The organism is Streptomyces sp. CA-179760 (genome assembly GCF_050937045.1).
In the GTDB taxonomy this organism is placed as follows: Bacteria; Actinomycetota; Actinomycetes; order Streptomycetales; family Streptomycetaceae; genus Streptomyces.
This window is the reverse complement of sequence record NZ_JBNJLZ010000001.1, coordinates 90,230-113,877: the sequence shown is the minus strand read 5'-3', so window position 1 is coordinate 113,877 and position 23,648 is coordinate 90,230. Positions and strand designations below refer to the sequence as shown.

24 protein-coding genes and 1 pseudogene are annotated in these 23,648 nt (G+C 71.8%); 12 read left to right on the top strand and 13 right to left on the bottom strand.

From position 1 onward, the window contains the following. Window positions 1-184 precede the first annotated feature (184 nt). Both ACQEV8_RS00550 and ACQEV8_RS00545 read right to left on the bottom strand, forming a co-directional pair. Window positions 185-1,861 (bottom strand): SpoIIE family protein phosphatase, encoded by a 1,677-nt coding sequence (locus ACQEV8_RS00550; RefSeq protein WP_432956355.1) that lies wholly within the window; start codon window positions 1,859-1,861, stop codon window positions 185-187. Then, window positions 1,789-2,727: a hypothetical protein gene (locus ACQEV8_RS00545; RefSeq protein WP_432956353.1), complete on the bottom strand. Its 939-nt coding sequence runs from the start codon at window positions 2,725-2,727 to the stop codon at window positions 1,789-1,791. The genes ACQEV8_RS00550 and ACQEV8_RS00545 overlap by 73 nt, the downstream gene beginning before the upstream one ends. Window positions 2,728-2,876: 149 nt before the next feature. Between ACQEV8_RS00545 and ACQEV8_RS00540 the strand changes: the two are divergent. After that, a pseudogene (locus ACQEV8_RS00540) lies at window positions 2,877-3,463 on the top strand (AMIN-like domain-containing (lipo)protein). Window positions 3,464-3,506: 43 nt separating this feature from the next. Here the strand turns inward: ACQEV8_RS00540 and ACQEV8_RS00535 are convergent. The 5 genes from ACQEV8_RS00535 to ACQEV8_RS00515 form a co-directional block, all read right to left on the bottom strand. Further along, window positions 3,507-4,610, bottom strand: a complete 1,104-nt coding sequence (locus ACQEV8_RS00535) for a GNAT family N-acetyltransferase (protein WP_432956351.1) — start codon at window positions 4,608-4,610, stop codon at window positions 3,507-3,509. A 97-nt stretch (window positions 4,611-4,707) separates the two neighbouring features. After that, complete coding sequence (locus ACQEV8_RS00530; RefSeq protein WP_432956349.1) at window positions 4,708-5,094, bottom strand: hypothetical protein; 387 nt, start codon at window positions 5,092-5,094, stop codon at window positions 4,708-4,710. Between the two features lie 144 nt (window positions 5,095-5,238). After that, window positions 5,239-5,925, bottom strand: coding sequence for a hypothetical protein (locus ACQEV8_RS00525; protein WP_432956347.1), 687 nt, complete (start codon window positions 5,923-5,925; stop codon window positions 5,239-5,241). Window positions 5,926-6,017: 92 nt separating this feature from the next. After that, on the bottom strand, window positions 6,018-7,076 hold the full coding sequence (locus tag ACQEV8_RS00520; protein ID WP_432956346.1) for an LLM class flavin-dependent oxidoreductase: 1,059 nt from the start codon (window positions 7,074-7,076) through the stop codon (window positions 6,018-6,020). Further along, window positions 7,076-7,582, bottom strand: a complete 507-nt coding sequence (locus tag ACQEV8_RS00515; RefSeq protein ID WP_432956345.1) for an SRPBCC family protein — start codon at window positions 7,580-7,582, stop codon at window positions 7,076-7,078. The genes ACQEV8_RS00520 and ACQEV8_RS00515 overlap by 1 nt, the downstream gene beginning before the upstream one ends. A 323-nt stretch (window positions 7,583-7,905) precedes the next feature. Between ACQEV8_RS00515 and ACQEV8_RS00510 the strand changes: the two genes are divergently transcribed. Then, complete coding sequence (locus ACQEV8_RS00510) at window positions 7,906-9,258, top strand: diacylglycerol/lipid kinase family protein (RefSeq protein ID WP_432956343.1); 1,353 nt, start codon at window positions 7,906-7,908, stop codon at window positions 9,256-9,258. 75 nt (window positions 9,259-9,333) lie between these two features. On the opposite strand, the gene ACQEV8_RS00505 is transcribed toward ACQEV8_RS00510, so the two are convergent. Continuing rightward, window positions 9,334-9,660: an antibiotic biosynthesis monooxygenase family protein gene (locus tag ACQEV8_RS00505; protein WP_059416674.1), complete on the bottom strand. Its 327-nt coding sequence runs from the start codon at window positions 9,658-9,660 to the stop codon at window positions 9,334-9,336. A 116-nt stretch (window positions 9,661-9,776) separates the two neighbouring features. Here ACQEV8_RS00505 and ACQEV8_RS00500 point away from each other — a divergent pair, with 116 nt between their 5' ends. Further along, on the top strand, window positions 9,777-10,727 hold the full coding sequence (locus ACQEV8_RS00500) for a DUF1731 domain-containing protein (protein ID WP_432956342.1): 951 nt from the start codon (window positions 9,777-9,779) through the stop codon (window positions 10,725-10,727). 7 nt (window positions 10,728-10,734) lie between these two features. Here the strand turns inward: ACQEV8_RS00500 and ACQEV8_RS00495 are convergent, their stop codons facing one another. Both ACQEV8_RS00495 and ACQEV8_RS00490 read right to left on the bottom strand, forming a co-directional pair. Then, window positions 10,735-11,604, bottom strand: a complete 870-nt coding sequence (locus tag ACQEV8_RS00495; RefSeq protein ID WP_432956341.1) for a hypothetical protein — start codon at window positions 11,602-11,604, stop codon at window positions 10,735-10,737. Between the two features lie 124 nt (window positions 11,605-11,728). Then, a complete protein-coding gene (locus tag ACQEV8_RS00490) occupies window positions 11,729-11,875 on the bottom strand; it encodes a hypothetical protein (protein WP_193482844.1) in 147 nt (48 codons plus the stop codon). 138 nt (window positions 11,876-12,013) lie between these two features. On the opposite strand from ACQEV8_RS00490, the gene ACQEV8_RS00485 reads away from it, so the two are divergent. The 5 genes from ACQEV8_RS00485 to ACQEV8_RS00465 all read left to right on the top strand — a co-directional run bounded on the left by ACQEV8_RS00485 (window position 12,014) and on the right by ACQEV8_RS00465 (window position 16,630). Then, window positions 12,014-12,442 carry a hypothetical protein gene (locus tag ACQEV8_RS00485; protein WP_432956339.1) on the top strand — a complete coding sequence of 143 codons (429 nt, stop codon included), beginning with the start codon at window positions 12,014-12,016 and terminating at the stop codon, window positions 12,440-12,442. Window positions 12,443-12,735: 293 nt separating this feature from the next. Beyond that, window positions 12,736-14,376: a phosphoglucomutase (alpha-D-glucose-1,6-bisphosphate-dependent) gene (gene pgm, locus ACQEV8_RS00480; RefSeq protein ID WP_432956337.1), complete on the top strand. Its 1,641-nt coding sequence runs from the start codon at window positions 12,736-12,738 to the stop codon at window positions 14,374-14,376. 122 nt (window positions 14,377-14,498) lie between these two features. Then, window positions 14,499-14,786 carry a zinc-ribbon domain-containing protein gene (locus ACQEV8_RS00475; RefSeq protein ID WP_432956335.1) on the top strand — a complete coding sequence of 96 codons (288 nt, stop codon included), beginning with the start codon at window positions 14,499-14,501 and terminating at the stop codon, window positions 14,784-14,786. Between the two features lie 125 nt (window positions 14,787-14,911). Next, a complete protein-coding gene (locus tag ACQEV8_RS00470) occupies window positions 14,912-15,388 on the top strand; it encodes an SRPBCC family protein (RefSeq protein ID WP_432956333.1) in 477 nt (158 codons plus the stop codon). A gap of 231 nt (window positions 15,389-15,619) precedes the next feature. After that, the gene (locus tag ACQEV8_RS00465) at window positions 15,620-16,630 is read left to right on the top strand and encodes a trypsin-like serine peptidase (RefSeq protein WP_432956332.1); all 1,011 of its coding nucleotides are present in this window, start codon (window positions 15,620-15,622) and stop codon (window positions 16,628-16,630) included. Between the two features lie 74 nt (window positions 16,631-16,704). Here the strand turns inward: ACQEV8_RS00465 and ACQEV8_RS00460 are convergent, their stop codons facing one another. Continuing rightward, entirely contained in the window at window positions 16,705-17,193 is a 489-nt protein-coding gene (locus tag ACQEV8_RS00460) for a GntR family transcriptional regulator (RefSeq protein ID WP_432956330.1), read from the bottom strand. A gap of 113 nt (window positions 17,194-17,306) precedes the next feature. Beyond that, window positions 17,307-17,561, bottom strand: coding sequence for an EF-hand domain-containing protein (locus ACQEV8_RS00455; protein WP_432956328.1), 255 nt, complete (start codon window positions 17,559-17,561; stop codon window positions 17,307-17,309). A gap of 291 nt (window positions 17,562-17,852) precedes the next feature. Here ACQEV8_RS00455 and ACQEV8_RS00450 point away from each other — a divergent pair, with 291 nt between their 5' ends. Then, entirely contained in the window at window positions 17,853-19,094 is a 1,242-nt protein-coding gene (locus tag ACQEV8_RS00450; RefSeq protein ID WP_432956326.1) for a glycosyltransferase, read from the top strand. A 21-nt stretch (window positions 19,095-19,115) separates the two neighbouring features. Here ACQEV8_RS00450 and ACQEV8_RS00445 read toward each other — a convergent pair whose 3' ends face one another. Further along, the gene (locus ACQEV8_RS00445; RefSeq protein WP_432956324.1) at window positions 19,116-20,147 is read right to left on the bottom strand and encodes a LacI family DNA-binding transcriptional regulator; all 1,032 of its coding nucleotides are present in this window, start codon (window positions 20,145-20,147) and stop codon (window positions 19,116-19,118) included. Between the two features lie 267 nt (window positions 20,148-20,414). Between ACQEV8_RS00445 and ACQEV8_RS00440 the strand changes: the two genes are divergently transcribed. The 3 genes from ACQEV8_RS00440 (at window position 20,415) to ACQEV8_RS00430 (ending at window position 23,627) form a co-directional block, all read left to right on the top strand. Beyond that, window positions 20,415-21,737 (top strand): ABC transporter substrate-binding protein, encoded by a 1,323-nt coding sequence (locus ACQEV8_RS00440; protein WP_432956322.1) that lies wholly within the window; start codon window positions 20,415-20,417, stop codon window positions 21,735-21,737. Window positions 21,738-21,820: 83 nt separating this feature from the next. Further along, window positions 21,821-22,774 carry a carbohydrate ABC transporter permease gene (locus tag ACQEV8_RS00435; RefSeq protein WP_432956321.1) on the top strand — a complete coding sequence of 318 codons (954 nt, stop codon included), beginning with the start codon at window positions 21,821-21,823 and terminating at the stop codon, window positions 22,772-22,774. A gap of 31 nt (window positions 22,775-22,805) precedes the next feature. Next, a complete protein-coding gene (locus tag ACQEV8_RS00430) occupies window positions 22,806-23,627 on the top strand; it encodes a carbohydrate ABC transporter permease (protein WP_184599061.1) in 822 nt (273 codons plus the stop codon). Window positions 23,628-23,648: the final 21 nt, after the last annotated feature.

Here is a 23,648-nt window from a genome sequence, read left to right as displayed (position 1 = left end):
CCATCCGGCCCCCGAGCCCGGCCGGACCGGTGACCGGGGCGGGCGTCGCGGTCCCCCGGTCGCGGGCGGCGGCTCGGGGCGGTGCCCCGGTAGTGGGACTCGGCCCTCGGACTCGGCCTTGGCCGCAGGCCCCGCCGGTCCCGGTTCGTTCCGCACACGTGGCCTTGCCGAGCAGCCCGGCCCGTCAGCGGTACGCCGTCAGCAGCAGCGCCACGTCGTCCGGCCGCTCGCGGGCGCGCCGGGCCGTTCTCACCAGGCGGTCGGCGAGAAGCTCCACCGAGTCCGCCGGGGTGTCGGCCAGGGCGCGGCGGACCTCCTCGATCCCCGTCTCGATGTCGCTGCCGGGCTGCTCCACGAGCCCGTCGGTGTACAGCGCGAGGATGCTGCCGGGGGCAAGGGTGAGCGCGGTGACGGGATAGACCGAGTCGGACTGCACACCCAGCATGACCCCGCCCACCAGGTCCAGCGTCTCCGCGTGCCCGTCGGGGTGACGCAGCAGCGGCGGGGGATGGCCGGCCCGCACGGCGAGGGCACGCCCGGTACGCGGGTCGAGCTCGATATAGCAGCAGGTGGCGAAGGCGTCCGACTCCAGTTCGGCCAGCAGCCGGTTGGTATGGGTGATGACCTCCTGCGGCGGCCGCTCGCTCGCGGCGAAGGCGTGCACGGCGCTGCGCAGCTGGCCCATCACCGCGGCCGCGCCGACACTGTGGCCCTCGACGTCCCCGATCACCAGGGCCACACCACGCCCCGTCGTGATCACGTCGTACCAGTCGCCGCCGATGGCCATGCCCTGGGTGCCGGGCAGATACCGGCCGGCGGTGCGCAGCCCCTCGACGGCCGGCAGCCGGTGCGGCAGCAGCCCCTCCTGGAGGCCGCGGGCGACGGCGGACTCCGCATCGTAGAGCCGTGCCCGCTCCATGGCCTGGGCGGCGAGCCCGCTCAGCGCGGTGAGGGCGGATCGCTCGTCGGCGGTGAACCGGTGCGGGGCGTCCCAGCCGAGGATGCAGGAGCCGACGGAATGGCCGGAGGCGATCAGCGGCAGGAACGACCAGGCGTTCATCCGGTCCAGGGCGATGCCCGGATAGGCGACGGAGAGGTCCTCGGGCGACTCGAAGAAGAGCGGGAGCCGCGTGGTCAGCGCATGGACGCCGGGCAGGTGCGTGTCGAGGGCGACGCCCTCGAACTGGGTGAGGAAGCCCTCCGGGTACCCCGACTCCCACTGCAGGTACATCCGGCCCTCCCGGACGGTGTACAGGGCGAGTTCCCGCGCGCCGAACGCGGGCAGCAACTGCTCGGACACGGCCCGGCACACGTCCTGCACGGTGACTGCCTCGGTCAGCACGCTCGCCATCTGCACCACGTGGTAGAGCGCCCCGGCCCGCGCCGCCGCCACCGGCCCGGGCGGCGGCGCGACGGCCCCAACACCCGGCAGGGGACCAGTGGACGCCCCGGCCTCGCGCGCCGTCTCGCCGCCGGTGGGCGGGCCGGTCGGATGGACCCGGCCGGTCAGCCCGTGCACGTCCGGAAACAGCACGAAGCTCAGCCAGTTCCCGGCAGGATGCCGCACGAGGAAGGACACCTGCTCCTGCGACAGCATCGCCGCCCGGTAGCGGTCCTCGTACGCGGGATCCCGGAGCCAGGTGATCACCTCCCACGGACAGCGCCCGAGGAGCTCTTCCCGGCCGGCGCCGAGCAGTTCCTCGCAGCGGCGGTTGGCGTACGTGAGACGGCCGTCCTGGTCCAGGGAGAACAGCCCGTCGGGCAGCCGCTCCGCCGCCTCGGCCGCGGTCAGCCCCCGGCCGCGTCGACGAGGGCGCCCACCAGGAGCCGGACGGAGCCGCAGCGCACGAGATGGCCCCACAGTTCGACGGGCCGGTAGCCGATCTCCCCGCTGCCGGCGGATTCGTCCCGGACCCGGAAGTGACGGGACCTGACCCGGCCGTGCGCCAGCGCGTCCTGCCGGCTCGCCCGTAGTTCGTGCAGGTCGTCCGGGCTGACGCGGGCCTCGACGGCCGCCATGGTGCCGCCGAAGTCCGTGCCGGCGATGCCGAGGAGCGCGAGGGCCTCGTCGTCCGGCGTGCACCGGCCGCTGTCCAGGTCCCAGTCGAGAAGCCCGACCCGCACGGGGTGGACGGCGGCCGTGGGCAGCCGCACGCCGACGGGTTCGTCGTCGTACTCCACCCGGAACGCTCGGGAGTCCGAGCCGGACAGGCCGGCGGCGAGACGGCCGAGGCGCTCCTCCATGTCCCGCCCGGCGGGGCGCAGCGCGAGATCCACCGCCTCCGCGTCCATCGGTGACCGGGCGGCCGAGCGCAGCACGACCAGCACGCCCACGGCTTCCCCGCCGGTCCGGACGGGCCGGTAGGCGGAGCCGAAGGAGTACGGCAGCCCGGCGGTGAAGTGCGGGAACCGCACCATGGTGACGCGCTCGTCCGGCAGCCACAGGGGCTCGTCACGCCGGTAGGCCTCGGCCATGGGCAGCGCCCCGCCCATCGGCACCCGCCACCACGCCCTGAGCAGTGACCGGGGCACCCCGGTCACCAGAGCCAGCACCAGCGAGCGCCGGTCGCGGGAGCGCAGGTACACAAGGCCGCCGTAGCCCCCGAGGTCCCGTACGGCCGCGATCAGTGGAGCGGTGAGCGCATCCTCGATCCGGCCGCCACCCCCGCCCCGGCCCGGACCGCCGGGTGACCGCGGCCCGTCCGGTACGGCGGCTGCCTCATCCATCTCGCGTCCTCCCGGTACGGACGCACCGGACACCAATCGCTCCCCATCAGGATGTGCCATGGTCGGCACTCCGGCGCGGCAAGTGCAACCTTTCGGTCGTCACGGCCGTCTCACCCGATATCAGCAACACATAAGCCTCGGGGGCAGAAATGGTACGAATCTCAACAGTATGCGCGACTCTCGCGCTCGTGGGCGCCACCGTGGGCGTGGCGGCGGTCCCGGCCGGCGCGGCTCCGGCCGCCGCCCCGCAGGCGACCCGGGCCGCGGCGTGCCCGACCGGCTGGGGGAGTCTCGCCAAGACCGACAGCAGCGCCGTGATCGCGCCGGTGAAGGACATCAGAACCGGCCGTCACACCTGCTTCGACCGGATGGTCGTCGACCTGCCCGGCGCGGGGGGCGACGTCGGGTACTCCGTGCGCTATGTCGACCGGCTGTACCAGGACGGGTCGGGCCGCCACATTCCCGTGGCCGGCGGGGCCGTCCTCGAGGTGCGGGTGGCCGCTCCCGCCTACGACCCGGAGACCGGCGCCGCCACCTATCCCGGCCGGGTGGCGCGCCCGCTGCCGGGCGTGGACCTCACCGGCTACCGCACGTTCCGGGACACCCGCTTCGCCGGCAGCTTCGAGGGGAGACCCAGATCGGACTCGGCCTGCGCGCCCGGCTGCCCTTCCGGGTGCTGCAGCTGGACGGCCGCCTCATCGTGGACGTCGCCCACAGCTGGACCGCCACGAGGTGACGGCACCACGCGCCCGGTTCTCCGGAGCCGGGCGCGGACGTTCTCACCGGCCACGCACCCGCCCCAGCTCCGCCAGGGTCCGTGCCGCGGCGCCCGCCAGACGGGGCCGGTTGCGTACGAAGCGGCGGGCGGCCCGGGCGGGCTCCCGGCCCAGCCAGTGGACGGCGCCGCCCGGCACGGGCCGTACCACCGCCCCTTCGTACACCCGCACGTCACGCGTCTTGAGTGACTCCTTGTAGCGGGCGGGGCCGCTCCCCAGATCGACCGTCCCGACACCGTCGGCCGCCGCGGCCTCCAGCATCCTCAGCTGCAGCACAAGACCGGGGGAGTACTTGGCGTAGGCGCGGTCGTAGGCCGGGAACCACCAGGACAGCACCGTGCGCGAGCGCAGACCGAAGTGCGCGGCCACGGGCCGGTCCGCGGCGTAGAGCACGGACAGCACGCCACGGCACTCCGGTTCCTCACTCTCCCCGAGCAGCGTCACCAGCCGGGTGATCCACTCCTGCGCGAACCGGTCGCGCCGGCCGGTCCGCCGGTACTGCGCCGACTTCCAGTCCATCAGCGCCCGCAGGGCGTCCGGATCCCGGGCGTCGTACACGAACCGCACCTCGCCGGCCTGCCGGGCCAGCTTGCGCTCCTTGGCCAGGGTCTGTCTGAGGAAGCTCGGCGACTTCGCCCGCAGCCGCTCCGAGTACCGCTCGAAGCCCTCGCCGATGTCGACGACAGGGGAGGCGAGTTCCTCGGCCGCGTGCGGCACGAACAGCCCCTGGCCGGCTTCGAGGTTGTCGAACTCCCAGGACGCCAGCCCGCAGGAGCGCAGTAATCCGCGGGCGTCCAGCCGGATCCCGGGCCGCAGCACGGCCCCCTGGCTGTCGGAGACCCCGAGCCCGATGGCCCGGCCCTGCCCCAAGGGTCCCTTCTCGTAGGGGAAGAACCCGACCGGGGAGTCGTCGTCGAGCAGCACCGCGACTCTGGCTCCCGGCCTGACCTGACCGACCGCGGTGGTGAACGCCGGGTCGAGAAAGGGATTCGCGGGGGCCGCGGACTCCGTCCGGATCTCCCGCCACATCTTCTGGTCGTTCGGGCCCAGTTCGTCCGGCCGCAGAACGAGAACGCGCTTTCCAGGCAACTCTGCCTCCTGTGTCATCGGCGTGGGGACACACGAAGGCCTGTACATCGCCGCGAATCGGCACCAGGCAGTACTCAGGCCGTACGGCGCAGGCCCTTGTCGGTACTGCCGTCACTCAGCAGCGGAACGTCTGCAGCTCCACGGCGTTCGGGGCGGATCCGGTCGTCCCCGCGCACCGGCTCGTCCCCGCCGCCCGGATGTCCGTACCGCCCCGGTCCACCACGGGAGCCCCGGTCGCCACCGCGCTCGCCCCGGCCGCACTCGCGGCCCTCGGTGTCCGTGCCGCCAGGTGCCGGAGCGCCGGCTCCTCCTCGCACGGGCAGCGCTCCCCGGCTCCTTCGGTCTCAGGCGTCGAAGCCGCACCGGTCGCCCGCGCGTCCACGTCCGCCGTGACCCAGGCCCCCGGCGTGCGCTCGCCCTGCGTGAGCCCCGGGGCGGCGAGCTGCAGCAACAGCAGGCAGGCCATCAGGCCCGCCACCGCCGCCCATCGTCGCCGCACCATCAGACCCCCCGACACGGCCGCTGCGCCTACCAGTAGGCCGAGCACGTCTCGCCCGCGTCAAGCCCTTGTGGGCCGATTCGCCCCGGTCGGCCAGTTGCTGTCGAAATCCAACGGAAAGCGCTGCCGCCCTCCTTGCCGGACGGGTCAGCGGCTGCCGCCGGGCAGGCTCAGCACCTCGTCCGCCTTCGGCGCCCGGAGGCCGAGGGGTTCGCCGAAGGCGCTGAACGAGGTGGTGGTGTGCTGCGCGCCGTTCTTGTAGACCGTCTTGAGCAGGTAGGGCTCGCCTTCCTCGGCCACGTAGAAGGTGTACGTCCCTTCCTTGTCCGCCTTGTCGGTCACGATCAGCTCGACGGCCTTCGTGCCTCCGACCCGGGTGGAGCCGCCCTTCTGCGCCGTGCCGAACGAGTCGAAGGGCCGCTCGCACGAGGTGAGGCCGTTGCCCGAAGCGGCCGGGTCCACCGGCGTCTTCACCCACAGCTTCTGCTCGCCCGTGGCACCCGGGACCTTCTTCCACTTCTGCAGGTAGGCCCGGTTCGGCCGGACGTAGTCGGTGCGGCCCAGACGGATCTGCTCCAGGGCCCCGCCTCCGGGCATCTCGGTCTTCGACCTGCACCGGCTGTCCAGGTCGGTCTCGAGATGGCTGGTGACGGTACCGCTCGTCGTGCGGTTGGTGATGTCGACGGTGACGGAGTCCAGCTTTCGCATCGTCGCGTTGGCCTCGTCGAGGAGGTCGCCTGCGGACTTGTCGTCGCCGGTGCCGCCGGAGCCGCACCCGGCCAGGGCGGCGCCCGCCAGCAGGCAAGCGAGCGCGGTCGTCGTCACGGTAGCCATGGCCCGCACGGAGCCCCCCATTTGTTCGTGTCGGCCGATGATCAGCACGGGAGCCTACCTGTCCGCCGGTGCGCCCTGCGGACAGGCCGGGTTCATGCTCCGGTATCGGTCTCGCGGACCAATTCGATCGCCCGGCCAAGGGTGTCGAGCCGGTCGTCCAGGGTCTCCCCGGCCGGGTAGAGACGGACCGTGTCCACACCGGCGTCCCGCCAGACCCGCAGCCGCCGTCGCACCATCTCCTCGGTGCCGATGAGCGTGGTGGCCAGCACCATCTCGTCGGTGACGAGCCCCGTCGCGCCGTCCCGGTCGCCCGCCTGCCAGCGCTCCCGTACCTCCGCCGCGACCTCGGCCCAGCCCTGACGCCCGTAGGCCCGGTTGTAGAAGTTGGTCGACGCGGAACCCATGCCGCCCAGGCTGAAGGCGAGTTCCTTCTTCCGGCCCGCGACCATGGGGCCGAGCGCCTCCTCGTCCCGGGCGAACGCGACCTCGGCTCCCTGGCAGACGTCGAACCCGGCGCGTGCACGGCCGGCGGCGGCCAGCCCCTCGTCCAGCGGAGCGAAGTAGGCATCCGCCGCGCCCTCCGGTACGAAGCTGGTGCCGAGCCAGCCGTCCGCCACCTGGCCGGTCAGCCGCAGCATCGCGGGCGACAGCGCGGCCAGGTAGACGGGGACGGGGTGCTCGGCCCGCATCGACAGGCGCATCGGCACCGCGTCCCCGCCGGGCAGCGGAATCCTGAACTCGGAGCCCGAATGGGAGATCTTGCCGCCCGCGACGACCTGCCGCACGATCTCCACCGTCTCGCGCGTGCGGGCCACAGGGCGGGCGAACGGCACCCCGTGCAGGCCCTCGATCACCTGTGGTCCGGACGGGCCAAGCCCCAGCAGGAAACGCCCGCCGGACAGATTGGACAGGGTGATCGCCGCCTGGGCGAGGGCCACCGGCGTGCGCGTCCCGACCTGCATGACCGCGGAGCCCAGCAGCATCCGTTCCGTACGGGCCGCGTAGAAGCCCAGGGTGGACGGGGCGTCCGACCCCCACGCCTCGGCCACCCAGCAGACGTCGAGCCCCAGTTTCTCCGCCTCGACGACGAAGTGGGCCTGCCGGGACCAGGAGCCGAGAGCCGCCGCCTCGACGGTCGTCGCCGTGCGCATCACGCCTCCGCCCGCTGCCTGATGTGCTCGAGCGTGGCCGTCATGCCCCGCTCGAACTCCCGCAACCTCACGAACACGATCTTCTGCTCCTTCTCCGGCATGGCGTCGATCGCGAAGGAGAGGCCGGAGCGCCCCGGGCCCATCCGCATCCACTGCGACAGTTCGGTCCCGCCGTCCCGGGGTTCGAGCCCGAACCGCCAGACGGCGCCGGGCTCGGCCGGATCCCCGACCGCCCAGGCGAACACCCGCTCCGGGGCGCAGGCGACGACCGTGGAGGTCGTCTCCCACTCACCGAACGACTCGTGCCTGCTTCGGCCGGTGAACCGCGCCCCGACGGCCGGCCCGGTGGCTCCGTCGGCCCACCCCGCCCACTGCAACTCCTCGCTCAGGTCCGGCATCCGCGTCACATCCGACACCAGCGTCCACACTTTCCCCGGCGGAGCGGCGATCCAGGTCGTCACCTCGACCGTCGGTCCGTCCGCGTACCGCGCGCCCGTCCACTCCATCGCGTGCCGCCTCCTCGTCGACAGGGACTGTGACAGCAGAGTTGCGTAATAAGACTCACCAGGTCAAGAGGGTGCGTGTGTCCATTTCCCCAACAGGCGGTGAAGGTGGGCGCCGATGTGCCCCAGTGCGCGCAACCGTGCGCGCGGGGCCGCGTACGCTACCGATGGCTCCGCCCCGGGGGATCTGCACGTCTGACGGGCCCGCGGGTGGGGAGTCATCAGGGACGGCAGTGGCCGAGCCGATCCGTCGGCGGGCACCATGACGCACGGCCGGGCGCGGTCGCGAGGGTGCGCCCGAGCCGGCCTTCGAGCGGAGGAACGAGATGGGATCGGCGATGGGCGAGCGGGATCACCGCCGGCAGAGATGGGCGGCCAGGGGAGCCCTGGCCGCGGTCGCGCTGGCGGCGTTGCTGCCCCTCGTCTCCGGCGGTCTGAAGGGACTGCTGCTGCTTCTGGCCGGCCTGGCCGGCCTCGCCCTGACCGCTGCGGCACTCTGGTGGGTCCTGTCCCGTCGCGGACCGGCACGCATGGCAGCGGCCGTGCTGGCCCTCGTCGCCCCCGTCGGCGTCATCATCCTCTTCGCGGCCGCGAATCTGATCTGGGTGGTCTTCACCTCGCTGCTGCTGTGGTGCGTCGCGGTCTGGAGCGGCCGCTACGCCCTGCGCAGCACGGGTTTGCGGCCGGTACGGGTCAAGGAGTACCGGACACCGCCGCCGCAGCGCCCCTTCCTCCTGCTCAACCCGCGCTCCGGCGGTGGCAAGGTCGAGAAGTTCTCCCTGAAGGAGAAGGCCGAGGAGCTGGGTGCCCGGGTCGTCCTGCTCGACCCGGACCACCACCAGGACGTCACCGCCCTGGCCAAGGCCGCCGTGGCCGACGGAGCCGACCTCCTGGGTGTCGCGGGCGGCGACGGCACGCAGGCGATGGTCGCCGCCGTCGCGGCGGAGCACGGCCTGCCGTTCCTCGTCATCTCGGCCGGCACGCGCAACCACTTCGCCATGGACCTGGGCCTGGACCGGGACGACCCGTCCACCTGCCTCGACGCCCTCACGGACGGGGTCGAACTCCGCGTCGACCTCGGCTTCGCCGACGACCGCCCCTTCGTCAACAACGCGTCGTTCGGCGTCTACGGGGCCGTCGTCCAGAGCCCCGGCTATCGCGACGACAAGGTGGGTGCCGCGCTGGAGCGGCTGCCCGAGCTGCTCACCCGGCAGAGCGGCCCGCGTCTGACGGCCAGCGCCGACGGCACCACCATCGCCGACCCGCAGGCCGTCCTGGTGAGCAACAACGCCTACCGCATGGACGACCCGTTCGGCTTCGGCCGGCGCGAGCGGCTCAACTCCGGGAAGCTGGGCGTGCTCGCCGTGCGCGTGGACAGCGCCGTGGAAGCGGCCGAACTCCTGCTGTCCCCACGGCCGGAGGGCCTTACCGTGCTCACCGCCCAGAACGTCGTCGTCCACTCCGACGCACCGCATCTCGAAGTCGGCCTCGACGGCGAGGCGCTCACCCTGCCGTCCCCTGTCAACTGCCGCATCACACGCCGGGCCCTGCGCGTCCGGGTGCCCCGCAACCGCCCCGGAGTCCCCGAGGCGCCGCCACGCCTGGACTGGCGCCGGCTCCGCAAACTGGCGGCCGCGGTCGGCCGTACCGCCGCACCCGCACGCTCCCGGCGCACCTGAGCGCGATACCCGGCCTCATGTGAATGGTCCCCCTGCCGCTCTGGCAGGGGGACCATTCACATGCGATCAAGCGGGTTACGCGCCCTTCGGCCCCGCCTGCTGTACGACCTCGAAGGACCAGAGGGTCGAGTCGCTCGCGGCGGGCTTGGGCCGCTCGCCGCCCTCGCCGCCGCCCTGGTGGGCCGCCTTCATCGGCCCCTCCATCCAGGCCTGGAACGACGCCTCGTCACGCCACCGCGTGTAGACGAGGTAGGTGTCGGTGCCCTCCACCGGGCGGAGGAGCTCGAACCACTCGAACCCGTCGGAGCTCTCCACGGTGTGCGCGCGGGAGGCGAACCGCTTCTCCAGCGTCTCCCGCTGCTCGGCGGGCACGGTCAGCACATTGATCTTGACTACGCTCATGGCCCCATCTTGCCGGATGGCACCTCCGAGCCGACCGGTGCCTGCACCCTCGAGAGGTTTTGAACGCGTTCAAATATGGGCTAGGGTCGATCCCGCACGTCGAGAGGGAGACCTTCATGAAGATCGTGATACCCGGCGGGACCGGACAGGTCGGCACGGTCCTGAAGCGCGCGCTGAGTGCCGCAGGACATGACGTCGTGGTGCTGAGCAGGCGCCCCGCGGGCCAGGGCGAAGTGCACTGGGACGGTGTGACCTCGGGGCCGTGGGCGGAGGAGATCGACGGCAGCGACGTCGTCGTCAACCTGGCCGGGCGGAGCGTGAGCTGCCGCTACACCCCGGCCAACCTCCGCGACATGATGGACTCGCGGGTCGACTCCGCCCGAATCGTGGGCGAGGCCATCGCCAAGGCCGCCCGCCCGCCCCGGGTCTGGCTCCAGATGAGCACCGCGACGATCTACGCCCACCGCTTCGACGCGCCCAACGACGAGGCCGGCGGCGTGATCGGCGGGGCCGAATCCGGCACCCCCGGCTACTGGGCCTACAGCGTCGACATCGCCAAGGCCTGGGAGCGGGAGCAGGAGATGGCCGACACGCCGGACACCCGCAAGGTGGCCCTGCGCGCCGCCATGGTGATGAGCCCGGACCGCGGCGGTGTCTTCGACGTCCTGCTGCGGCTGGCCCGGCTCGGCCTCGGCGGCCCGGTCGCCGGCGGTGCGCAGTACGTGTCCTGGATCCACGACCGGGACTTCGTCCGGGCGGTGGAGTTCCTCGTCGCCCGGGACGACATCGAGGGCCCGGTCAACCTCGCATCTCCCGCGCCCCTGCCTCAGCGGGACCTGATGCGCTCCCTGCGCAGCGCCTGGGGGATGCCCGTGGGTCTGCCCGCGACACGCTGGATGGCCGAGGCCGGCGCCTTCGTGCTGCGTTCGGACACCGAACTGCTGCTGAAGAGCCGGCGCGTCGTCCCCGGCCGTCTGCTGGAAGCGGGCTTCGGTTTCGGCCACCCCGCCTGGCCGGAGGCCGCGGACGACCTCGTACGGCGGGTCCGCGGCCGTGACCTTGGATGAGCCGGTGTCAGCTCTGCCCCTGGCCCTGCTCCAGGGCCTTGCCGGTCATGTCGGTGACCTGCCCGGCAGGCGGCTCGTCCGCCTCCACCTCGGTACCGAAGCCGGTGAAGTCCATGACCGTGCGCACCGTGACCTTCTGCGGCGCGGACGAGGCGTCGGTGGAGGACCGCTCCGCCGGCGTCGGCGCCTTGAGGGTCATGTCGATCTGCTGACGGCGCATCCGGCCGTCGTCGTCCAGCCATACGTCCATCGGCAGGGTCGAACCGACCTGCTCGCGCAGTGTGTCGCCGTTGGGCAGCTCGGCGACGTCGACGGAGACGCGGTAGTGCGTGGTCTTCACCCCGCCGATCGTGGCCGTGCCCTTCTTGGTCACGTCCTTGTCCGTGATGGCTTTGGCGTACGCCGCCGACTGCGCCGGATCGCTCATGGAGTTGTCGCCGGCGCCCTGCTTCTCGGCGACCTTCCCCAGGTCGATCTTGATCCAGGGCTTGCCGGCCGGCGCTTGCCCCTTCGGCATCTTCTGGTACAGCACCTGATCGATCACGCGCTGCTCGATCCGCTGCCCCCGAACGGTGAGCGTCATGACGCTGTCGCCGTCGTCCAGGTCCACGACGCCCTGCCCGTCGGCCGACTCCGAGGCGCCCTGGGCCGAGGTCCGCACCCGCAGCCTCACCTTGGCCGTGTCCTCCTCGGCCGTCCTGTCGTAGGCCGAGCGCACCGCCTGGGTGCCCTGCTCCTGTGAGCCGCGCCCGGCGGAGGAACCCCCTGCTCCGTCGCCGGTGTCCCCGTCGCCGCCGCAGCCGGTCAGCACCGTTCCCGCCAAGACACCGGCGACGCCTAAGGCACAGACCCTCCTGCCGTTCTCTGTCCTGCTCATCGAACCAGCTCCTCTCATGTGTGGTGCGACCCAAGTGCCCGAACCGGACATGAACACACCTGTCGGAACAAGGAGTTGGCCACCGGGAGGTTCGTGACGCGGCCGGTGCGGGTGCCGGGTCCGGTCAGCGGCGGCCGCGGAGCTTGCCCAGCAGGCGCTGGGCCTGGGCCCGCTTGCGGGGGTCGGCCGCGGCCCGCCGCGCCTGCTCGACGGCCCGCCGCCCCTGCGGACTCCGGGCGAACTGCTTGATGCGATCCAGGATGTTGGCCATGAGGCACCTTCCCTCGTGTCTGACGTGCTTGTTGTCTGTAGCCCGCCTACCCCTGAGACGAGGGGCTCAGCCCTCACCCGGCCCGATGGCGGGCGACCGAACGTGTTTGCCGACGGAGTCAGAGGCAAGTCGGTGGACATGACTGAACAGAACAAGCGCACGAATCACAAGCCGACCACCATTCGGACGACGGAGTCCAAGGCGCGCAACGCGACGGACAAGGCGACCGCGCCGACGACCCAGGCCGCGAAGCGTGCGGCGGCCAAGGCCGATGACGCGGGGTCAGCGGTCAAGGCCGGCGCCGAGCGCTCCGCCGAAGCGACGACGGCGGCCATGCAGACCGCGGCCAAGGGCGTCGAAGCCGGCCGCCAGGCGGTCGTCACGGCCTCGGGGCACGTCGCGGCCACGGCCAAGACGGCCTGGACGGTCATCGCCCACCGCAAGCTCGTCGCCGCGGGCGTCGGAGCCGGCCTGACCGCCCTGAGCGCCGCGTCGTACGCGGTGGGACGCCGCGCGGAACGCGGCACGCACGGCCCCGTCACCCGGTTCACCGGCGGACGGATCTGATCACGCGAGGGCGTTCGACGTGACGGCCACGAGGAGGACGGGCGGCGCCGCGCGCATCACCGGATACCCCGGTGGTCCGCAGCGCCGCCTCCTTGCGGTCCCCGGCGTGTATCAGCGCCCGACGGCACCGCCTACGCGTGCTCCACAGCAACTCCCGCCGTCCGAAACGTCTCCTTCTCGTGGCTTGGCACACATCCGGCCCTCGTAGTGGTGTCCCCCTCGCGCGGCACCGCCGCGACGAGGAAGGATGAGACCCGCAAGCGAAGGTTCAACCCATGCGGAGGAGCGGGCCCATGCAGCACGAGCGAGCGGGCAATCCGGCCGGTTTCGAGGATCTCGTCGATGTGGCCCGGCTGGTGACCGCGTACTACGCGCTCCACCCCGACCTGGACGACCCGGGGCAGCGCGTCACGTTCGGGACCTCCGGACACCGCGGATCGTCCCTGGCGAGCGCGTTCAACGACGACCACATCGCCGCGACCAGCCAGGCCATCTGCGAGTATCGCGCCGAGCAGGGCATCGACGGCCCGCTCTTCCTGGGCGCGGACACCCACGCCCTTTCGGAGCCCGCGCGCGTCACCGCCCTGGAGGTGTTCGCCGCCAACGAGGTGACGGTGCTGATCGACGACGCGGACGGCTACACACCGACCCCGGCCGTCTCGCACGCCATCCTCGCCCACAACCGCGGCCGCACCACGGGGCTGGCGGACGGCGTCGTGGTCACGCCCTCCCACAACCCGCCCGCCGACGGAGGGTTCAAGTACAACCCGCCCAGCGGCGGCCCCGCCGCCTCCGACGCCACCTCCTGGATCCAGGACCGGGCCAACGAGATCATCCGGGGCGGCCTGAAGGACGTACGGCGCGTCCCCTACGCCCGGGCCCTCGCCGCCCCCACCACCGGCCGCCACGACTTCCTGGGCACCTATGTCACCGACCTGCCCGGCGTGCTCGACCTGGACGCGATCCGCGCGGCCGGGGTGCGGATCGGGGCGGACCCGCTGGGCGGGGCGTCCGTCGCCTACTGGGGCCGCATCGCCGAACAGCACGGGATCGACCTCACCGTGGTCAACCCGCACACCGACCCCACCTGGCGGTTCATGACGCTGGACTGGGACGGCAAGATCCGCATGGACTGCTCGTCGCCGTACGCGATGGCCTCGCTCATCGAGCAGCGCGACCGCTTCCAGATCTCCACCGGCAACGATGCCGACGCCGACCGGCACGGCATCGTCACCCCGGACGCGGGCCTGATGAACCCCAACCACTACCTGGCCGTCGCCATCTCCTACCTGTACGCCCACCGCGACCGCTGGCCGGCCGCCACCGGCATCGGCAAGACCCTGGTGTCCTCCGCCATGATCGACCGCGTTGCCGCCGACCTGGGCCGCGAGCTGGTCGAGGTGCCGGTCGGGTTCAAGTGGTTCGTGGACGGGCTGGCCGGCGGCACCATCGGCTTCGGCGGCGAGGAGTCGGCTGGGGCGTCCTTCCTGCGCCGGGACGGCTCCGTGTGGACCACCGACAAGGACGGCATCATCCTGGCGCTGCTCGCCTCCGAGATCACGGCGGTCACCGGCAGGACCCCGTCGGAGCACTACGCCACGCTGGCGGCCCGCTTCGGCGAGCCCGCCTACGCCCGGATCGACGCGCCGGCGTCCCGCGAGGAGAAGGCACTCCTCGCCAAGCTCTCCCCGGCCCAGGTCAGCGCGGACACCCTGGCCGGAGACGCGGTCACCGCCGTCCTCACCGAGGCCCCGGGCAACGGCGCCCCCATCGGCGGCATCAAGGTGACCACGGACAACGCCTGGTTCGCGGCCCGCCCCTCGGGCACCGAGGACGTCTACAAGATCTACGCCGAGTCCTTCCTCGGCCCCGACCACCTCGGCCGGGTCCAGGAGGAGGCGAAGAGCGTGGTGCTGACGGCACTGTCGGGCTGAGCACCGGCACCGTACGGCCCGGGCCGCGATGATGTGTCCCGGGCCGTACGGGCTGCCGGCTCGTCCTGGTGGACCGCGATACAGGACACTGGGGGCAGATCCGATCCGGGAAGGACCGTCACGTGATCATCTTTGGCACCAAGGGGTACCTGTACCAGCTGGCGATACTGACGCTGGTGTGCGGGCAGTGCGGCAATCCCGCCGCGCACACGCTCAGGAAGCGCGTCACCAAGTTCACTTTGTTCTTCGTGCCGCTGTTCCCGATCTCGACGAAGTATCTGACGCAGTGCACCTTCTGCGGCGCGGAACAGAAGGTGACCAAGGAGCAGGCGGAGCAGCTGCAGACCCAGAGCGCGGGCGACCAGGGCGGTCAGCCGTACGGGCAGCCGGAGCAGCAGCACCGTTTCTAGGCACCGAGAGCATGGATCTGTGTGCCAACCCCAAGATCTCGGGTACCCGCCCCGCCACGGGCCCGGACCTGTGAAGCGGGCCGATGGGCCTCCTGCAGTCGACCAGCGAAAACGGAGGCATGGAGATGAGCACCGTCAAGGAAACCGTGGAAGTCGACGTTCCCGTCCACACCGCCTACAACCAGTGGACGCAGTTCGAGGAGTTCCCGAACTTCATGGAGGGCGTCGAGGAGGTCAGGCAGCTGGACGACCGCCACAACCACTGGACCACCAAGATCAGTGGAGTGCGGCGCGAGTTCGACACCGAGATCGTCGACCAGCTGGCCGACGAGCGCGTCACGTGGCGCACGACCAGCGGCGACATCAATCAGAGGGGGTCCGTCCGCTTCGAGCGCGTCGACGACACCCACACCAGGGTCGAGCTGGTGATGGACATCGAGCCCAGCGGAGCCGCGGAGAAGGCAGCGGACATGACGGGCACGATCGACCGCCGGGTCAAGGGTGACATGAAGCGCTTCAAGCAGTTCATCGAGGAGCGCGGAGCCGAGTCCGGCGCCTGGCGCGGACGCGTCCAGCCCGGCGGTACCGGCCCCGCCCTCTGACCTTCACGCCCCGCCGCGGACCCGGCCTCCACCCTGGAGGCCGGGTCCTTCTCCGTCCGGACACGCGCAGCGGAGCGGAGAGGAGGTGATGATTCGGCCATCGTTATGACATGCACCTGTCCATATCGGTCTTCTGGTGGCACGCTGCCCTCTGACTGTCCGCAGTGACACCCCTGCCTGACCGGGCGGACGGTTCCCCGTCGCCCGGCCCCCGCAGCAGAAGGAGACCGCGTGATAGGCAGACCCCGCAGCCTTCGCCCCTCCGGCGGCGCCACCCGCGTTCGCCACACCCTCCTCGGCACACTCGCAGGCGTCGCCGCACTCCTGGCGACCGGCGTCAGCGCCGCACCCCCGGCGAGCGCCGCGCCCGAAGCAGGAGTCATGGCGCCCTCGGCGCAATCCAGCGCCCTCGACTTCTGGACCCCGCAGCGGATGCGCGCGGCCACCCCGCTCGACATCCTGTCCGTCGACCGCTCCGACGTACGGGCATCCGCACCGCGCAAGGGCAAGGCGACCGTCGTGGCACCCAGCGCACCCGTCTCCGACGTCGGCCCCACGGCCATCCCGCACGGCGGCGGCCCCTGGACCGGCGGGGGAGCGGTTGCCAAGACCGCGGGGCGGGTGTTCTTCACCTACCAGGGGCGAACCGCTTCCTGCTCCGGCAACGCCGTCACCAGCGCCAACAAGAGCACCGTCGTCACCGCCGGGCACTGCGTGAAGATGCAGGGGGCCTGGCACACCGACTGGGTGTTCGTGCCCGGCTATCACGACGGGCAGCGCCCGTACGGCACCTGGGCCGCGTCCAGGACCCTGTCCACGCCGCAGTGGACGGCCAGTGAGGACATCAACCACGACATCGGCGCCGCCGTCGTCGCCCCGCTGGACGGGAAGCGGCTGACCGATGTGGTCGGCGGCCAGGGGCTTGCCTTCAACACCGGCTACAGCAAGCCCATGTACTCCTTCGGCTTCCCGGCCGCCGCTCCGTACGACGGCGAGAAGTTCGTCTACTGCAGCGGAACCACCTTCCGGGACTTCCTGCTCTCCAGCGACCACGGTCTGACCTGCAACATGACCGGAGGCTCCAGCGGCGGCCCGTGGTTCACCCAGTTCGACGAGGCCACCGGGACCGGACTGCAGTCCTCGGTGAACAGTTTCAAGTACAACTTCCTGCCCAACGCCATGTACGGCCCGTACTTCGGCGCCGACGCGCAGAACCTGTACCAGAGCGCACAGTCGTCCTGATCCTTCGCACCAGCAGGGGAGCCGGGGCCTCAGCCGCCGAACCGCGGGGGAGGACCCGGCTCCCTGTGTCGGTATCAGGAACCCGCCCCGTCGAACCTCTCGTTGGAACCGCCGATGAGCAGCCCCGCCAGCAGGGCACGCCGGCTGGCCCGCGCATGCTCACGCATCACGTGCTCGGCGCTGTCGCCGTCCTTCTCCAGGATCAGCTCCAGTACGACGTGGTGCTCGCGGTCCGACTGCAGGGCACGGCCCGGCTGCCCCAGCGACGTGTGCACCAGCCGGGAGTACGCCAGCTGGTTCATCAGCATCCGGTAGTGGGCCTCCAGTCTGCTGTTGTCGGCACCGGCGATGAGCAGGTCGTGGAACTCCTGGACCAACTCCGCGTACCGCTCCCGGTCGTCCCGCTCCACGGCCTCATCGGCCTCGCGCAGGTTCCGCTCGAGCAGGTATCTCCGTGACGCGGCCGCGCCGGGCGAGGAGCCCGGCGTCGACGAGTACAGCTTCTGGATCGACGCCAGCCTGCCGCACGAGGAGAAGCGCAAGTCGTTGGAGCTGTTCGTCAAGGAAGTGATGCCGGCCTTCCGGTGAGCCGGCGCTGTCGCCTCCCCCCCGGGCCGGACCCGTGTGACGCGCATGGAGTTCCGCCAGAGTGGCGGCCGGCGGTGGGACGGGGTCGTCAGCTCCAGCCGAACCGACGGTCCACCACCACGGTGAACTCTTCCAGGGTCAGCACCGCGTCACCGTTCTGGTCGGCGGTGTCGAACAGCGCGGAGGAAGCGTCGGCGTCCTGCACTCCCCAGAACGGCAGGACGCCGGAGGCCGCCAGGGACGGTCCGTTCGTCAGCAGAGCGACGATCACCTCTTCCCGGGTGAGAACCCCGTCATGGTCGAGGTCGAGCTCCTCGAACAGTCTGCGGGCCTTGTCACTCATCCTCGTCCCCCTCACATGTCGGGCAGGCCGGCGAATCCATCCCGCTCGCCGGGGAGGACGCTTCGCGGGGCGACCGGGTTGCCTCAAGGGGTCTATGACGAGGCCGTCAGTCCTCGGTCTCGGACAACCGGGTGGCCGCCACCGGACGCAGCGAGGTGCTGGGCACCGGGCCCACGAGCCTCGACCACCGCGGTACCGGCCACTCTCCACGCCTCACCCGCACCGGCGATTCTCGGACGCCTGCCACCGTCCACCGCGCGTCGTCCGCCTCGCCGGGCCACACTGGGACCCATGCGGCTGGTGATCATGACGGCGGGATCGCGCGGCGACGTCGCGCCGTACACCGGGCTGGGCGCGCGGCTGGCGCGCAGCGGGCACGAGGTCACGCTCGTCACCCACGCCCTGTTCGAGCCGCTGACCGCCGGCTCCGGGGTGCGGTTCCATCCGACCTCGGTCGACCCGCACGCCGAGTTGCACTCCGAGCGCGGCCGCGGCCTGCACGCCAGCACGACAGGGCTCGGCAAACTGCTGCGCATCGTCTCGATGGCCCGGTCGGCGGCCGAGGAGATGACCGACGACCTCGTCGGGGCGGCACGCGGCGCCGACGTCGTGCTGGCCGCCGGAGCCGTGGCACCGCTGGGCCGCGCCATCGCCGAGGGACTGAGCTTGCCCAGCCTCGGACTGTTCCTCCAACCCCAGCACCCGACAGGGGAGTTCGGGGCACCCATGCTCGGCGGACGCTCCCTCGGCACTGTGGGCAACCACCTGGGCGGACTGGCCGTCACCACCGCCGTCGACCAGGTCTTCACCCGGGCCGTGCGCCGACTGCGCACCCGGCACGGCATGACCCTGACCGGCCCCGCCGCGATCCGCCGGGCCCATGAGCGGGCGCGGCGGCCGGTGCTGCACGGCTTCAGCGAAGTGGTGGTGTCCCGGCCGCGGGACTGGCGGCCCGGGCTGGAGATCGCCGGGTACTGGTGGCCGTACGACACCCGGTCCTTGCCCGTGGAACTGGAGGAGTTCCTCGCCGCCGGGCCCGCCCCCGTCTTCATCGGACTGGGCAGCGCCACCGTGCCGGACCCTGAGCGTCTCAGCGGCGAGATCGTGCGCGCCCTGCGCGAGGCCGGACTGCGGGGGATCATCCAGCAGGGGTGGGCGGGCCTCGCCGCCCGCACCGACGACGTGATCACCGTCGGCGATGTGCCGCACGCGCTGCTGTTTCCCCGGATGGCCGCCGTCGTCCACCACGCCGGAGCCGGCACCACCGCGGCCGTCCTTCGCGCGGGTGTCCCGACCGTGCCGGTGCCGGTGCAGTTCGACGCCGGTTTCTGGGCAGCCCGTCTCGTCGCTCTGGGCACCGCCCCCTGCGCAGTCCCCTTGCGCCGCCTCACCGCGAACACGCTCGCTCCCGCCCTGCGCCGGGCCGTGAGCGACCCGGCCCATCGGGACCGGGCCCGGGACGTGGCGCGCCGCCTGGCCGAGGAGGACGGCGTGGCACCGGTCCTGGCGGCACTCGACCGACTCGCGACCTGAGCCGCGACGGGGCGCCGCACCTCACGACAGCGGCACGGTCGAGCCCCTGATCACCACCCGGCAGGGCAGGGTCTCGGTCCCGGAGCGGCGCGTGCCGCCGGAGATCGCCGTGAACAGGGCGTGCGCGGCGGCCCGTCCGACCTGTTCGAGGTTCATGTCGACACTGGTCAGCGGCGGCCGGGACGCGGACGTCAGGACCCGCCAGTTGTCGAAACCCATGACCGCCACGCCCTCCGGCACCCGCCGGCCGCGCTCTCGCAGGACGTCGATGACGCCCCGGGCGATCTGGTCGCTGCCGCACAGCACGGCGTCCACCTCCGGGTGCTGGTCGAGCAGCATCGCGGTGGCCGCCCGCCCCCAGCCCTCCGACCAGGCCCCGAACCGCGGCTCGCCCACCGGGGCCAGGCCGGCGCCGGCGAGCGCGGCCCGCGCGCCCTCGGCCCGCTCCCGTGCGGCGGCGTACCCGGGGTCGCCGGTGATGTGTGCGATCCGGGTACGGCCGCAGGTCAGCAGATGCTCGACGGCGATCCGGCCCGCGCCGACGTTGTCCGGGACGATGGACAGATCCTCCGGATTCTCCGACGGCGCGTACGCGTAGACCACGGGGACCGGCAACTCCCGTCCCAGGGACGGACGCGGGTCGGTCCGGCTGCCGACCACGATGAGCCCGTCGACCCGGCGGCCCAGCAGCGCGCGGACATGGTGCTGCTCACGGATCGCGTCCCCCCGGGCATCGCACAGGAACACCGCGACCTCGCCCGCTCCGAAGGCGTCCTCGGCGCCCATCAGTATCGGGATGCTGAACCGGCCCTCCAGGTCGCTGGTCAGCAGCCCCACGGTGCCCGTCCGTCCGGCCAGCAGCCCTCGGGCCACCTGGTTGGGGCGGAACGCGAGGCGCTCGGCCGCCTCGATCACGCGCGTTCTGGTCTCCGCCCGCACCTGGCTGCGGCCGTTGAGGGCCTTGGACGCCGTGGCGATCGACACGCCCGCCAGCCGGGCGACATCGCTGAGGGTGGCGGGCTGCGAACGCGAGGGGCCGGTGGCCTGTGCCATTGACATTCTCCTGTCTCGCGTCGCCTGCCGACGCCGTCGAGGGCACCCCGAACAGTACGCGGAAACTTTCGGTCCCGCCCTGGTACGGGTTTTCGAGTTCAGCCCAGAAACCGCTTCACGTAAGGGGATTGACGGGTCGTGGGATGCGTCCTTAGCGTCTCAGAAAGCCTTTTCGGCCCGTTTCCGCCACTCAGTTCAGTGCCACCACATCATTGTCCCGACCGGTGGGCCCGCGCACGGCCCGCCGCGACACAAGGGGAATCGACCATGGGGAGCACGGGGAGCACGGCCGGACCGCGTGGACACATACGCCGCCTCGTCACAGGTGCCATCGCCCTGCTCGCCACCGCGAGCCTGGTCACCGCGTGCGGCTCGGACGACGACGGCTCCGGCGGGGGAGGGGACAAGGCGGCGGCCGCCGGCGGTGTCGACGACGGTACCAAGCTGACGATGTGGACGCGGGCCGCGACCCGGCCGCAGAGCGAGGCCCTGGTCGAGGCGTACAACGCGAGCCACAAGAACAAGATCGAACTGACCGTCGTCCCCACCGACGACTACCAGGCCAAGGTCGGCGCGGCGGCCGGATCGCGCGACCTGCCCGACCTGTTCGCCTCCGACGTCGTGTTCGTGCCCAACTACACCTCCAGCGGTCTCTTCGCCGATCTCACCGAGCGCGTCGACGCCCTGCCCTTCGCCGAGCACCTGGCCCAGTCGCACATCAAGGCCGGCACCTACGAGGACAAGAAGTACGTCGTCCCGCACACCCTCGACCTGTCGGTGCTCTTCTACAACAAGGAGCTCTACCGGAAGGCGAAGCTCGACCCTGAGAAGCCGCCCACCACCCTGCGCGAGTGGGACCGGCAGGCCCGGGCCGTGGACGCACTCGGCGGTGGTGTCGACGGCACCTTCTTCGGCGGCAACTGCGGCGGCTGCGGCGTCTTCACCTGGTGGCCGTCCGTCTGGGCGGCCGGCGAGGACGTCCTGAACGAGGAAGGCACCGAGGCGAACCTCGCCTCCCCCGCCTCGACGAAGGTCTACGACACCTACCGCGGCTGGGTGCGGGACGACATCGTGGCGCCCGGCGCCCGCGAGGAGACGGGCACGACCTGGACCGGCATCTTCCCCAAGGGCAAGGTCGGCGTGATGCCGATGCCGTCGACCACGCTCGGACTGATGCCCAAGGACCTCGACCTCGGCGTCGCGCCCATCCCCGGCCCCGACGGCGGCAAGTCCACCTTCGTCGGCGGAGACGCCATAGGCATCTCGGCCACCAGCGAGTCCGCCGACCAGGCCTGGAACTTCCTCGCCTGGTCCCTCGGCGACAAGGCGCAGGTCGACGTGGTCGCCGCGCACAAGGACGTGGTGGCCCGCACCGACCTGGCGTCCAACAAGTACTCCAAGGCCGACCCGCGCCTGGTCACCATCAACGAACTGGTCGCCGAGGGCCGCACCCCGTACGCGATGAAGTTCGGCCAGACCTTCAACGACCCCAACGGGCCCTGGCTGGAGCTGATGCGCCACGCCGTCTTCGGCGACGGGAAGACCGTCGAGAAGGACAACGACGCCGTCACCGCCTCACTGGCCGACTGAACCGCCCCTCCCGACGACTCACGGCCAAGACGTTCCACGGCCAAGACGCCCTACGGCCAGACGTCCTACGGCGAAGGAGAGCCATGCCGGTGAAAGCGGCCGACCCGGCGACGGCCGAGCACATGCCCCCGCCGCGGCAGCGGGCCGGTACACCCCCGCCCCGCTGGCGCTCCCGCAAGGTCAAGGGCCTGGCCTACGTGGCCCCCACCGCGGTGTTCGTCACGGTCTTCTTCCTGCTGCCCCTGCTGCTCGTCGGGCAGATGTCGCTCAGCGACTGGCCGCTGCTCGCGGGAGACCGCGGCGCCAACGCGCCCGAGAACTACACCGACATCACCGACAGCACCCTGTTCTGGCCCGCGATCCGCTTCACCCTCCTCTACACCGTGATCGTCACGGTCGTCCTGCTCGCCCTGGCGCTGCTCCTGGCCCTCCTGGTGCAGGAGTCCCGCCCGGGCGCGGGCTTCTTCCGCACGGTCTACTTCCTGCCCGGCGCCCTCGGGCTGGCCTCCGCGTCCCTGCTGTTCTGGGGCCTGTACAGCCCCACCACGGGCCCGCTCAGCCGCATCCTCGAAGCCCTCGGACTCGTCGACGACCCGGTGTCCTTCCTCGGCTCACCGGCCTCGGCCCTGTGGTCGACGGTGTTCCTGATCGTCTGGAAGTTCGCCGGCTTCTACATGCTGATCCTGCTCGTGGGCCTGCAGCGCATCCCGCACGAGGTGTACGAAGCGGCACGGATGGACGGCGCGAGCCGCGCCCAGACCTTCCGCTCCATCACCCTGCCGCTGCTGCGGCCCTCCTTGGCCCTGTGCCTCCTGCTGTGCGTGACCGGCTCCCTGCTCGCCTTCGACCAGTTCTTCATCCTCACCAAGGGCGGACCGGACAACAGCACGGTCACCGTCGTCCAGCTGATCTACCGGGAGGCGTTCCAGCGGCTGAACCTCGGTACCGCGGCGGCCCTTTCGATCCTCGTACTGGCCGCGCTGCTCCTGCTGAACGCCCTGCAGTTCCGGGGCCTGCGCCGCGCCGACGAGTCATGACTCCCGCCGCCTCATGAGAAGGGACACCACGGTGCTCACCCGCGCCCTGGGCCGGACGCCCCACTACGTCGTCGCCGGCTCCCTGGCCGTCATCTTCCTCTTCCCCCTGCTGTGGAACGCCTGGGCGTCGGTGAGCGGCCAGCCCGGCACCGCCCAGCAGTCCGGCTACGGCCTCGGCAACTACCGCACGCTGCTCGACTACGACGCGGGCCTGTGGCGGTACCTGCTCAACAGCACGGTCGTCTCGGCGCTGACCGTGGCGCTGACCCTGGGGGTGTCCCTGCTGGGCGGCTACGCCTTCGCCCGCTTCGACTTCCCCGGCAAGAACCTGCTGTTCCTGCTGACCCTGGCCATCCTCATGGTCCCCTACGCCACCCTCCTCATCCCGCTCTACGTCCTGCTGGGCCGTCTCCAGCTGCAGAACTCGCTGATCGGACTGAGCCTGGTCCTGGCCATGTTCCAGCTGCCGTTCGCCACCTTCATGATGCGGATCTCCTTCGAGGCGGTGCCCCGCGAGCTGGAGGAGTCAGCCCTCGTCGACGGCTGCGGCACGGCGGGCGCGCTGCGCCGCGTGCTGCTGCCGGCGGTGCGGCCGGGACTGATCACCGTGGGACTGTTCGCGTTCCTCGCCGCCTGGAACGACTTCATCGCACCCCTGATCCTCATCTCCGACAGCGAGAAGGCACCCCTGCCCCTGGCCGTCGCCAACCTGCGGCAGCAGAGCATGGGCGCCGTCGACTACGGCGCCACCGAGGCGGGCGTGGTGGTCCTCGCCGTGCCCTGCCTGCTGCTCTTCCTGCTCCTGCAACGGCACTACATCAGGGGCTTCATGTCCGGCGCCCTCAAGGGCTGAGCCACCCCAGAGCCGCTTCGA